Here is a 12,561-nt window from a genome sequence, read left to right as displayed (position 1 = left end):
TCTTCGGATCAGTTCAGATCCGTTCGGTCTTCGTCCGGCGCCAGATCGTGACCGCAAGAATCAGCGCGGCGGCGGCGAAAAAGAAAACGCCGAATCCGGCGGCGGACTGAAAGCGAGTTGGATTGAGAAATCCCCAAACGAACGACGCGAGCGCGGCCAAGAAAAGGACGACGGCGGTTAATCCGATAGTTCGCATAAAGCCTCCAAAGTAAGTTTCGCTGGGAGTCTTCTGCCCTTTGTTCGTGCTTGGTTAAAGTATAACGCCGATGTCAACCAATTTGGCCTGAAATTTCGATGAAACCTGAAAAACTTTCGACCAAAAACATATACAAGGGCCGAATCTTCGATGTCCTTGTGGAACGGATTCGCGAGAATGGCCTCGAATACGACCGCGAGATCGTCAGACACGCCGGCTCGGTCGTCATCGTCCCCGTTTTCGCCGATCTTACGGTGGCGCTCGTGCGCCAGTACCGGCACGCCGCCGGCGAATATCTTCTTGAGATCCCGGCCGGAACGATCGAGCGCGGCGAAGACCCTGAAACGGGCGCGCGGCGCGAACTCGAAGAAGAGATCGGCGTGACCGCAACGAACCTCGAAAAACTTACCGAGTTTTTCGTTTCGCCCGGCTTTTTGACCGAGTTGATGCACGTCTTCCTCGCGACGGGACTCGTCGAAACCGAGCAACGGCTGGAGGCCGACGAATTTATCAGCGTTGCCCGTTATTCGTTCGACGAGATCTTCGAGATGATCCACGACCACCGAATTCGGGACGCCAAAACCATTTGCGGAGTACTCTTGGCGGCGGCGCGATTCGGGCGGACATTCAGCTTTTGATCCTGTGAATCCTCAGTCTCAAGGATCTGAGCGTGTTTTCCCTCGCTTCGGCTTGACCTCGACGGCGCCATTCGTTATCCTATCAGTTCGCTTTTTGGCGAAAATTCCTAACATAGTTGGTATTTATGAGTACTTATTTTCCGAGCGGAAAGGGTTTAGCAGAAAACCGTAAATGGTTTGTGGTCGATGCCAAGGGCAAGACCGTCGGACGTCTGGCGACCGAGGTCGCGCGGATCCTGTCCGGCAAAAACAATCCTGACTGGACGCCGTTCCTTGATATGGGAGACCACGTCGTTGTCATCAACGCGCGTCACGCGATCTTCAAGGGTTCGAAGAACGACCAGAAGGTTTATCGCCATCACACGCTCTATCCGGGCGGACTGCGCGAAAAATCGGTCAAGGATATGTTCGCCACGAAACCCGAACGGATCATCGAACTGGCCGTCAAAGGCATGCTTCCGAAAACCAAACTCGGAAAGGCGATGGCCAAGAAACTAAAGGTTTACGCGGACGGCGAGCATCGTCATTCGGCTCAGAAACCTGAATCAATCGTTATTGAAACGAAGTAGTGGCGATGGCGGGAAATCGGTTCCCGATCCCGACCGCCGAACGCACCGATCACATTTATGGCAGACATTCAGTATTACGGCACTGGCCGCAGAAAAACTTCAACAGCACGCGTTTATCTCCGTCCGGGCAATGGCGACATCATCGTCAATCGCCGCGGATTTGACGAGTATTTCCCGAACGAAGCGCTTCGAATGATCATTCGGCAACCGCTTCGTTTGACCGAGACCGCCGGCAAGTTCGACATTCTTGTTAATGTCGCGGGCGGCGGGACGGCCGGACAGGCCGGTGCGGTCCGTCACGGAATCACACGTGCGCTGATGGAATACAACATCGACTTTCGGGGCATGTTGAAGAAAGCGGGTCTCGTGACCCGCGACCCGCGTCAGAAAGAACGCAAAAAATACGGACAGAAAGGAGCCCGCAAGCGGTTCCAGTTCTCGAAACGTTAATTCGATTTTGGATCTTGGATCTAGGGTCTTGGATTGTTCGATTTCAATCCAGGATCCGGGATCGCAATTCCCAAATCGAAAACCATCGACGCGATTTAGTTGGTTGAACACGGTCGCGCCGAGTACAAAAACCAATAAACCAAGGAGATTAGAAAGTTTTGGCTACTGTAACGATGAAAGAACTCCTCGAAGCCGGAGTTCACTTTGGTCACCAGGTCCGCCGTTGGAACCCGAAGATGAAGGAATACATTTTCGGTGAGCGGAACGGAATTTACATTATCGATCTTCAGAAGACTCAAAAGCTCTTCCGCGACGCGCTCGGGTTTGTTACCGAAGCTGTTTCGGCACGGCCCAATATGAAGATCCTCTTTGTCGGCACGAAGCGCCAGGCGCAGGAAGCCATCAAGGAAGAAGCGGAACGCTGCGGGCAGTTCTACATCAACAATCGCTGGCTTGGCGGTTTGATGACGAACTTCCAGACGGTTCAGCATTCGATCCAGAAAATCAAGAACATCGAAGCGATGCGTGAGGACGGCCGTTACGATATGCTCACCAAGAAGGAGCGTCTCGGACTCGATCGGCAGCACGAAAGCCTGATGAAGAATCTCGCCGGCATCAAGGATATGCGCGGACTTCCCGATATGCTTTTCATTATCGACGTCCGCAAAGAAGAGATCGCCGTCGCCGAGGCCAATCGTTTGGGAATCCCGGTCGTCGCGGTCGTTGATACGAACTGCTCGCCGGAAGGGATCGACCGCGTCATCCCGGGCAATGACGATGCGCTTCGCGCGATTCGCCTCTTCGCTTCGCGTATCGCCGACGCCATCCTCGAAGGCCAGAACTTCGGAACCGAAGGCGGCGTCAGTGCGGGAGAAGAATCCGTCGAGACCGAAGCAATTGCAGCACCTGTGGCCGCAGTTTCCGAACCGGTCGCAGCGGTTGAGCCGGTTGTCGCGGAGATTGCCGAACCTGCCGCCGTCGAAACGGTCGTCGCCGAGGTTGCCGAACCGGCAGCAGCGGTTGAACCGGTTGTCGCGGAAGTTGTCGAACCTGCAGCGGAAGCGTCGGTTGAAGCAGCAACCGACGAAGCGGAATCGAACGAAGCAGCAGCAAGCTAAACTTTTTTTCAAGATAGCGTAGCGATTTCCGTTGGTTTAGGCCGAAACGGGCTACGCTTTTTTTTCAAATTAATTTTAGATAACCTTTTGGAGTGAATTATGGCAGAAATTACAGCGAGTGGAGTTAAGTCCCTTCGCGAAAAGACCGGTGCGGGAATGATCGATTGCAAGAACGCCTTGGTCGAAGCGAACGGTGATGAGAATGCAGCGATCGAGATCCTTCGCAAGAAAGGAATGGCGACCGCGAGCAAGAAAGAAGGCCGCGTGACGGCTGAAGGCGCAGTCGGATCGTACATCCATATGGGTGGCAAGGTCGGAGTCCTCGTCGAGATCAACTGCGAAAGCGATTTCGTCTCTCGCGGCGAGGAGTTTCAGCAGTTGGTGAAAGATGTAGCGATGCATATCGCCGCCTCCGATCCGCGTTACCTGAAGCGTGACGAAGTTCCCGCATCAGAACTCGACAAAGAGCGCGAGATCCTGATGGAACAGCTCAAGAACGATCCGAAAAATGCGAGCAAGCCTGAAGAAGTGCTGGCCAAGATCATCGACGGACGTTTGAACAAATACTTCGAGGACAACGTTCTGCTCGATCAGGCGTTCGTTAAGGATCCGTCGAAAACGATCGGCGATCTCGTCACGGAAAAGATTGCATCGATCAAGGAAAACATCTCGATCCGTCGATACGCACGCTTCAAGATGGGTGAGGGCATCGAAAAGAAACAAGACGATTTCGCCGCCGAAGTCGCCTCGATGGTGGGATAGTTCGATTTTGGATTTTGGATTTGGGATCAAGTCCCGAATCCAAAATCCGAAATCCAAAAATCTAAAATCGTAATGAAGCCTGTTTTCAAACGACTGCTGCTCAAACTTTCAGGCGAAGCCCTGATGGGGGAGCAAGCGTACGGCATCGACCTCAACGTCGCCGAGGCCGTGGCGCGCGAGATCAAGGAAGTTCAGGCGATGGGCGTCGAGATCGCGATCGTCGTCGGCGGCGGGAACATCTTCCGCGGCGTCTCGAAATCGGCCGGAAATATGGATCGCGCCGCCGCGGACTATATCGGGATGCTCGCGACCGTGATGAATGCGGTGGTTTTGCAGGACGCGCTCGAGCAACTCGGCGTTTACACGCGCGCGATGTCGGCGATCGACATCCCGCAGTTGGCCGAACCGTTCATCCGGCGCCGTGCGGAGCGGCATCTTGAGAAAGGACGCGTCGTGATCTTTGCGGCGGGCACCGGCAATCCGTATTTTACGACCGATTCCGCCGCCGCTCTCCGTGCGCTCGAGATCCGGGCCGAGGTCATTCTCAAGGCGACGAAGGTCGATGGAGTTTACACGGCCGATCCGATGATCGTCAAGGACGCCGTCAAATACGATCAAATCACGTACCAGGAAGTTCTTGAGAAGCATTTGAAGGTTATGGATGCTTCGGCGATCTCACTTTGTATGGACAATAATTTGCCGATAATGGTCTTCAATATGAAATCCAGCGGCAACATCATCAAGGCCGTGTGCGGCGATCTGTCTATCGGAACGCTCGTGACCACCGGTGAAGACGGGCAGGCAGCCTGAGATTGGAGATGAATATATGAGTGTTGATACAATTCTGAACGAAACAAAACCGAAGATGGAACTGGTCATTGAAGACCTCAAGCGGAAGCTTGCCAATGTCCGGACCGGCCGTGCGACGGTCGGATTGCTCGACAGCGTCGTCGTCGATTATTACGGCTCGCCGACACCGCTCAGCCAGATGGCGTCGATCGCCGTCCCCGAACCGCAGATGCTCACCATCACGCCGTGGGATATGTCGCAGCTCGGCCCGGTCGAAAAGGCGATCATCGCCGCGAATCTCGGCCTCAACCCGTCAAACGACGGCAAGATGATCCGTCTTCCGATTCCGGCGCTGAACGAAGAACGCCGCAAACAGCTTGCGAAGCAGGTTCACGAATTCGCTGAAGAACACAAGGTCGCAGTGCGCAACATCCGCCATCATTCGAACGACGGCTTGAAGAAAATGCTCAAGGACAAGGCGATCTCGGAAGACGACGAGCGCTTCGGACTGGACGAGGTCCAGAAAATGACGAACGCCTTCACCGGTAAGATCGACGAACTGGCGAAGACGAAAGAGCAGGAGATAATGCACGTCTGACGCCTATTGGAATGGGTTGGAATGGGAAAAGCCGGTCGGGTTCGCTCGACCGGCTTTTCTGATTTTGGATTCTCGATTTCTGATTTCGGATTGCCGGGGTTCGACCATCCGTCGGGCGCGGCTTAGGATCGTCCCGTGCATAAATTGCCACGGCGGATCGTCCCTTGCATAAATTGCCTGTCGCTTCAATCAAGCAGGTTTTTCAAAGTTCCCGAATCTGGATTCCAGAATTCCAGGGGTTCCAGACTGGGAATCCCGCATCGCGTTGCAATCGCGTCGAGACGGTACCATCTGCGGTAGCGGATGGTTGGTTGCGGCACTCCCGGACCGAAGTATTGATACCAACCGATCTTCAACCATCCGCAACCGCAGATGGCACCGACTCGTCCCGGCCCCGAATACGAAGAACCCGTTGGTTCTTCAAAGCTCCCGAATCTGGAATATCCGGAAATTGGAATATCTGGAATTTCAGGAATCTGGAATTTCTGGTCTGGAATCTGCGATCAACACTCCGCGTCGGTTCCCTTTCAATTCACTTCGTCGCTTTCACTCGGTTCCTATTTGTCCAACGAGAAAACGTCATCAAGGACCTCGTTGTTGACCAGGATGTCCTTTGCTTTGAAGTTCGAATAAATGGTCGCGAAACCAAGGTCGAAGCGCTGGGAATACTTTTCAGGAAGCTTGACACCGTCAACATCGCGAAGCTTGTCGATATCGACGGAGGTTGTCACCGTCCGATCGTTGAAGGTGTAGCTCGACATATAGCTTTTAACCTCAAAGGTTTTTTCGTCGACGAGGAAATCGGTGTAATAGCCTTCCGGCGACGTGATCCGAAATCCGTTTTTCTTCTTGGCGTCGGCCAGAGCCGTGACGACGTATTCCTTTTGGTCAAGTTTTTGAAGCAAGGGCAGTCCCAAACGATTTATCGGCGGAAGCGTGAAGTTCGGGACCGAAGAAACCGTCTGTTCGCCGTCGTAAATCTGCTTGAACGGCTGAAACGGGTTCGTCAGTTCGAAGCGATACTTGTCGCCGGAGTAGATCGTAACGAACGTCGCGGGAAAGGTCTGCGAGGGCGACCCGGAAACATCGGCCGATCCCCTGACGATCAACGTTTTCATATTCTTGAGCTTGTCGCCGCCGTGCGCGGCAAGCGCCTTGCGCGCAAGTTCGACCGCTTCCGCAAGTCTCGGGTCGGCAGCGGCAACGGTCTCCGTTGCCTTTTCGGGCGCCTTCTCCGGCGTCTTCTCCGTTTTCTGGGCTGACACCGACATCGATAGCATCAGCAACAACACGAGCAATCTAATATCTTTCATTATCGCAGTACCCCTTGTTGAAAATTCCGTTCTCAATACGCAATCAAAGGGGCGAAGGTTTACCTTTCGCCCCTCGGATCAAGTTTGCCGTTTCGGATTACCAATTGAAACGCGCCTGAAGTTCGACTCGCCGGCCACCACCGCCGCCGCCGCCGAAGGGGCCGAAGCCGCCGGCTGTCGACGTTGACTCACCAAAACGTGAAGACGCCAGATTACCTACCGGTGTCGATAGGTTGACGGTGTTGAACAAATTCGAGATCTGAACCCCGAACGTCAGATTGTAGGGATTGCTTCCGCCGGCGCCGCCGCCGAACATTCCGCCCATTCCGCCGCCGAATCCGCCACCGCCGCCTCGGTTACCGCCACCGCCGCCGCCGCCGGTCGGTCGATCACCGCCGCCCTGCGGCTGCGGCTGCGGAGTTGAAGACGTACTCGCTCGTTCTCCGCCAAATCCGAACGACTTGCTGAGGTTCAGATTGACATTGAAGAACGCCGGTCCGCGACCGTAATTGCGCGGAACGACCGCGTTCGGATCCTTGCCCGCCGTATTGCAGTATGAAGCCGTGATCCGTCGCTCCGAACATCTTATCGCGAGCTGCGCGAACGTCGGGCGCTCGAGGTTGACCAAGTCGCCATTCGGATCCACACCGCTCGTGATATTGAACGGACGCCCCGAAGAGGCGATGATGAACGGACTCATACGAATGTCCCACGGAAGCGTAATCTGACCGCCGAGGAAAAAGTTGTGGCGAACGTCGAGTGCCGAATTCCCATACTCGCCTGTCAGATCATAAGCGTAAGCCGGCGAACTTCCCGCGCCGTCGGTGTCGCTCTTGGCAAATCCGAGCCGGTAATTGCCGAACAGCGAGATTTTCTGGTTGACCTGAGTCCTGAAATTCAGAATCATCTGCTGCTGGTTCAGGACGCCGCTTGACTCATATTGATTGATGGTGCCAAGCGCCGGATTCGGGCGAAGCGAGCCGTCGCAATTGGTTGACGTCGCGCAAATCGGAGCATTGATGTTGCGCGATCTGAGCAGATGAATGTTCCTCGAAACGATGAAGAACGCCGTGAGCGTCGTTCTGAACGGCAATTGCCTTTCGACGCCGAACGCGCCCTGAACCGTGTACGGAGCCTTGAGATCGCTCGCCACCGTCCGCTGTGTCGTCGAAAACGGAACGATTGAAGCGATCTGCGCCACTGTCGGAACATTGGTTACGCCGGTGAGCGTGAAAGTCGGCTGACCGAGCAACGCGATCGCCGCCGCGCGACGAATCGGGTCCGGCTCATTGACCGAAACCACGTAATTGAGCTGACGCGTTCCATCGAAACGAATCGACTGGAGCGTCAGATTTTCGCTGAAACGATCGAAAAACACTCCGACACCGCCGCGAAAGACGGTCTTCGGCTGTTTCGCTCCGCCAGCGCCGGGCGACCAGGCATAGCTGAAACGCGGCGCGAAATTCATCTTGTCGCTGATATTGTTCTGATTCTCGTAACGAAGTCCGAAACTGAGCGTCAGATCCTGACGGACCCGCCAGTCGTCGGAAAAGAACGCGCCGACGTCGACCTGCGAAACATCCGCCAACGGATTTCCCGAGGTGATATTGAACAGCGTCGGATTGTAGCGCGGATCCGCGGAGCCGAGCACCTTCGCCCGGTATTGTTCGATGGCCGAAACGACGCCATCGGCATTCGTATCGAAAGGATCATTGGGCGAAAAGAATCCAAGGAATGTGAATGTACCGCCGAAACCCGATTCCGAGCGGTCCTTGATCGAGACTCCCCTGACCCGGACACCGAATTTAATCCCGTGTTCCGATTTCGATCCGGCCGAGGTCGTGGTGTAGTTCTGGAGTTCCCAGTTCTTCTGCTGATTGGTATTAAGACCGATCTGCGCGCCGCCGCCGGTGAACGCCTGCGAGACGCTGATCGTCGGGATCGTATTGTCGCCCGTTTGATTCCGCTTCTCCCATTCGTACGAGAAACGCGTTTCATTCACAGTTTTCGGATTGATCACCGCCGTTTCAGTCAAACGGATCTCGTGCTCAGTATTCGTTGTTCCAAATGCCCGTGTCGGAAGCGAGAGATCACCGATCCCCTGATTGTCGCTTTTTACACGAGTGAAGCTGTATCGGCCGACGAGCGTGTTCTTGTCATTGATCGCGTAATCAAATCGCGGACCGATCGAAAAACGTTTGGTCGGGATCGAGAATTCCTGCTGAAACGGCACGATGTTCAAGGTCGAATCGAGCACGGTGGCATTGAGCAGTGAACCGTTGACGATGTCGCGGTTGCTGATGTCAAAGAAGAACGAAGACTTTCCTTTGACGATCGGCCCCGAAACGTTGCCGCCGTAAAACTTGGTCTGTGAATCGGCGCGATTCGCCGCGAACGGATTTCGCGAATTGAAGATCTCGTCGTTGAAGTTGAGAAACGCCTGTCCGCGCCAACGGTCCGAACCCGGCTTCGTCAGGATCTCGATCCGGCCGAAACCCAACCGATCGTATTCAGCCGAAAACGGGTTCTGGTTGATGCGGATCTCGCGGATCGAATCCTTCGGAGGAAGTCGCCCGCCGGTGAATCCGTCGACGTAAATTTGTCCGCCGTTCGGTCCCGAAGACGGACCGGCGAGCGCCTGCAGCGCCGCCTCGAGTTCTTCTTCATTGTCCGGAAGTCCTTCGAGGTCCTTGCCTTTCAAAACCGTCGCGTCCTTGTTGTTGTTCGGATCGTTGTCGACCTGCTGGTCGCTGTTGATCTCGACGTTCTCATTCACCGACTGCACGGTCAGCGCGACCGTCAATTCGTTCTTCGCGCCCGCCGTCACATCGACTTCGGACTGTTCGTAAATCGCGAATTTCGGCGCGATGACCCGAACGGTGTACTTGCCGGGGGCAAGCCCGCCGACCAGGAATTCGCCCTGCTTGTTGGTGATGACCGACTTTTCTTTTCCCGCCGAATTGACGACGACGACATTGGCGCCGACGACAACCGCGCCGAGACTGTCAAAAACCTGACCGCCGACCGAGCCGTTCTGTTGGGCCCGGACCGACGAAACGGTCATCACGGTCATAATGGCTATGAATGCTAAAAATTTGAATCTGCTCATATAAAATCCCCTTGTTAATCAAGAAATACGGGGCGTTGAAAAACGAATGTGCGCCCCGATTCGAATAAAAACACTATTGTGCGCCAAAGCCGTCGAGTCCCGGAATCGTGAATCCCGAACCTGCTCCGCCGCGCTGGCCGCCACCGCCCATCGACGCCTGCGCCTGCGCGGCCTTGATGAAAGGTTCCACACCCGAGAACAACTTGATCGCGCGAATCTTGTGCGAATCGACCGGTTTAGTGCTCAGCACGCCGATAACTTCGCCCACCTTCAAGTCAGCGAGTTTGATCAGGGTAAATCTCGTGTCGTCAACTCCGGCACGCATCCCGCCGCCTTGACCGCCGCCACCGCCGGGAAACTGACCCGGAGTTCGCGGCTGCTGATTTGCCTGCCCGTTAGGCTGAGTTGTCGTTTGCGGATTCGGAGTCGTCTGCGGTGTCGTCTGTCCACCCGTCGTCGGAGGACGGAAACCGCCCTGGCTGGCCGCCTGCATCATTTGAAACTGCGCCAGGCGCTGCGCCATCTCCGCCGGAAACTGCTTCAGGATAGACGTCTCCAAGATCGTGACCGTTACATCTTTTTTCGTCACGACGTCGCTGATCGTCACCTGCCCCTTGGCCGCGTCGATCGATTTGATCGTTCCGCTCGTCGTCTTGAAACTGCCCGAGACGACCATTTCGGCCGCCACTTCGGATCCGTCGGCGTTCTTGTCGCCGAGAACACGGATCTCGTCGCCCTTTTCGATCTCGCTGATCTTGCTTTTGACGGCTTTCGCGAACTCGATCGAGTCCGGCGAATAGCGCATATATTCGGTCTTCGCGCCGGACTTGACCAACACGTTTCGAGCCGGCGTCATCATCCCGCCGCGCACCGAAATCGTGATCGCGTTTGTCAGCGGATCGATCGAAACGACGTTCCCGAATGTCCCGCGCGTCCGCCAGTCTTCCTGCTCCTTCGAGATGCGCTGCGTGATGCTCGCCTTGGTCATCAAATACACAGCCTTTGCCGGGATCGTCTTCTTGTCGGCGGAAACCAAGCCCGTGACCAGAAGTTTGTCGCCGACACCGATCTCCGAAAGCGTCGAATCAACCGCCGCCTTGAGCGTCGGATTGTCAGCCGAGATCTTTTTGAAGGCGGTCTTGTCGTTGAGCACGACCTCGATCGGCCCGTCGAGCGTCGCAAGTGATATCTTCCCGTCCCCGATCGCCGTGACTTCCCCGCCCGCGAAGTTGACCTTGATCCCGACATCCGCGCTCGCTTGCCCTAAAGCGGAAAGCGAGAGCGCCAAAACAATTAAGAATGATGTGAATGCAATCGATTTGTTAAACATTTAAATATGTCCCTTTCCTTGATCCGATGAAATATGAACCACTGATACGCAGCTCGCGGCAACAAAGTTACGCGACTTCAAGGATACAGACGTGTATTTTTGGAAAAAGGTTTTACCCAATCTGTAAAGAATTGTAAATTTAGCCTGGATTGCGAGGTGAGAGTCGATCGACGGACTTCCCGGCCTGACCATTGCCCTCCAATACCTTCAAAACGCGAACTCTTCGCATTTCGGGTAGTTTTTGCGTCTTTCGCGGGAAGTTCCTTAATGATTTGGGTTTATCCGGGTTCGAACGGCCCCGCCCGCCAAACTACCGCGCTTGTCCGAAACCACATCTAAAGTAAGAAAGACAGGAAACTTCTCGTGATCCTTCGTGCGCTTCGTGGTCTAGGTTCATCTCCTGTTTTCCGCATTGGGACACCCAACAATGTTCCGGCATTTCAGCGGAAAGAAAATTCTCCCGAATTGAATGCATTCCGATGTTGTCTTAGCATCGCTTCGCGGTCGGTATTTTGTTAAGTTCACTAAAAACGTGATCGCGTGTCGCCACTTGTATTCTGACCGCTAAGCGACGCGAAATGACGCGAAGTCTCTAACGCGTAAACCGGGTTTATGTTTCAGCGGATTAAGACTGCGGAAAACAGGAATCAGGAAACTCTTCGTGATCCTTCGCGCCCTTCGTGGTTCAAGTTGATCTGTGGGAATCAGACGATCAGGAATTCTGCCAGGAGTTGCCGGAGCGGGCGGTCAGGACGAGTCCGATGCTCGCCGAAAACAGAACGATCAGTGCGACCGTCCAAATGTAAGGAATCGAAAGGATCGCGGTCCAGGCCACGACTCCGACCAGAATCGCCATCGTCTCAGAATGGCTCGATACAGGGATCAACTGCTTCTGCAGGAATTTGCCGAGGCTGACCTGAAGCGCCACGCGACCGAAAACATACGCCGAAAAAAGAAGAAACAGCATCATCAACCCGAGAATCCCGCCGAGATATCCGGGCAGAAAACCGACGCTGACGACGATGCCGACACTTGAAAGAATGAGACCGGCGATCCCGAGGCCGATGATCTTGGCGCTCGACAACTGAAACCGCGCCACGGCACGACCGATCCCGCCGGGCGAAATGGTCGTCACGGCGAACGTAATGACGAACCAGAACAGAACCGAGAGGATTCGCTGGGCGACAAAACTCCACGACAGGCTCGGCGACAAGATTGCCGTCGGGTTTTGCGCGAAGTTCCGGAATTCTTCCTCAAAAACGCCGATGACGACGGTTTCGCGTTCGGCATTGCGCAGCGGCTGCTTGCCTTCGGCGGTGAATGTTCCGCCAAGCACGATGACGTCGCCGCCGATCCTCGCGCCTTCCTTTTGAGTCACCGATCCGCCGATGGTCGCGACGTCAGCATCGACAATGCCTTCGACGATGACGTTCCCGCCGAATGCGAAGACCCCTTTTGCGTGTTGTTTGACGATGACGTTCTTGCCGAATGCGAGGATCTCGATGTCGGGCGCATCCTCGACGATCAGAGTTTCCTGTCCGTCGGCTGTCGAAACCTGCGTGGCCTGCGCAAAAAGGCCAACGTGAAGAAGTAATGTAAGGACGACACCGAACGCCATCCGTCGCAATTGAAAGGGCGAATCGTCAAGTCTTTCAATTGTCGCGCTGATCTGGCTCACGTTTCTTTTTT

General features: G+C 55.0%; 12 protein-coding genes. 7 read left to right on the top strand and 5 right to left on the bottom strand.

The features are described 5' to 3' along the window. Positions 1-13: 13 nt before the first annotated feature. Positions 14-196, bottom strand: a complete 183-nt coding sequence (locus IPN69_09110; protein MBK8810873.1) for a hypothetical protein — start codon at positions 194-196, stop codon at positions 14-16. Positions 197-294: 98 nt separating this feature from the next. Here IPN69_09110 and IPN69_09105 point away from each other — a divergent pair, with 98 nt between their 5' ends. The 7 genes from IPN69_09105 (at position 295) to frr (ending at position 5,120) form a co-directional block, all read left to right on the top strand. Then, a complete protein-coding gene (locus IPN69_09105; GenBank protein MBK8810872.1) occupies positions 295-834 on the top strand; it encodes an NUDIX hydrolase in 540 nt (179 codons plus the stop codon). A 125-nt stretch (positions 835-959) separates the two neighbouring features. Then, positions 960-1,403: a 50S ribosomal protein L13 gene (gene rplM / locus IPN69_09100; protein ID MBK8810871.1), complete on the top strand. Its 444-nt coding sequence runs from the start codon at positions 960-962 to the stop codon at positions 1,401-1,403. Positions 1,404-1,460: 57 nt separating this feature from the next. Beyond that, positions 1,461-1,853, top strand: a complete 393-nt coding sequence (gene rpsI / locus IPN69_09095; GenBank protein MBK8810870.1) for a 30S ribosomal protein S9 — start codon at positions 1,461-1,463, stop codon at positions 1,851-1,853. Positions 1,854-2,011: 158 nt separating this feature from the next. Beyond that, entirely contained in the window at positions 2,012-2,971 is a 960-nt protein-coding gene (rpsB, locus tag IPN69_09090) for a 30S ribosomal protein S2 (GenBank protein MBK8810869.1), read from the top strand. 99 nt (positions 2,972-3,070) lie between these two features. Beyond that, on the top strand, positions 3,071-3,733 hold the full coding sequence (gene tsf, locus IPN69_09085) for a translation elongation factor Ts (GenBank protein ID MBK8810868.1): 663 nt from the start codon (positions 3,071-3,073) through the stop codon (positions 3,731-3,733). Between the two features lie 72 nt (positions 3,734-3,805). Beyond that, a complete protein-coding gene (locus IPN69_09080) occupies positions 3,806-4,543 on the top strand; it encodes a UMP kinase (protein ID MBK8810867.1) in 738 nt (245 codons plus the stop codon). A 16-nt stretch (positions 4,544-4,559) separates the two neighbouring features. Further along, positions 4,560-5,120 carry a ribosome recycling factor gene (gene frr, locus IPN69_09075; protein MBK8810866.1) on the top strand — a complete coding sequence of 187 codons (561 nt, stop codon included), beginning with the start codon at positions 4,560-4,562 and terminating at the stop codon, positions 5,118-5,120. Between the two features lie 557 nt (positions 5,121-5,677). Here the strand turns inward: frr and IPN69_09070 are convergent. From IPN69_09070 to IPN69_09055, 4 genes are all read right to left on the bottom strand, one after another. Further along, a complete protein-coding gene (locus IPN69_09070) occupies positions 5,678-6,433 on the bottom strand; it encodes a hypothetical protein (protein MBK8810865.1) in 756 nt (251 codons plus the stop codon). Positions 6,434-6,530: 97 nt separating this feature from the next. Then, a complete protein-coding gene (locus tag IPN69_09065) occupies positions 6,531-9,542 on the bottom strand; it encodes a carboxypeptidase regulatory-like domain-containing protein (GenBank protein MBK8810864.1) in 3,012 nt (1,003 codons plus the stop codon). A gap of 73 nt (positions 9,543-9,615) precedes the next feature. Continuing rightward, positions 9,616-10,872 (bottom strand): hypothetical protein, encoded by a 1,257-nt coding sequence (locus IPN69_09060; protein ID MBK8810863.1) that lies wholly within the window; start codon positions 10,870-10,872, stop codon positions 9,616-9,618. 712 nt (positions 10,873-11,584) lie between these two features. Then, positions 11,585-12,550, bottom strand: a complete 966-nt coding sequence (locus IPN69_09055; protein ID MBK8810862.1) for a hypothetical protein — start codon at positions 12,548-12,550, stop codon at positions 11,585-11,587. Positions 12,551-12,561 lie beyond the last annotated feature (11 nt).

It is taken from the genome of Acidobacteriota bacterium, from assembly GCA_016715115.1.
Taxonomy (GTDB): Bacteria; Acidobacteriota; Blastocatellia; order Pyrinomonadales; family Pyrinomonadaceae; genus JAFDVJ01.
This window is presented reverse-complemented; position numbering and strand designations above follow the sequence as displayed.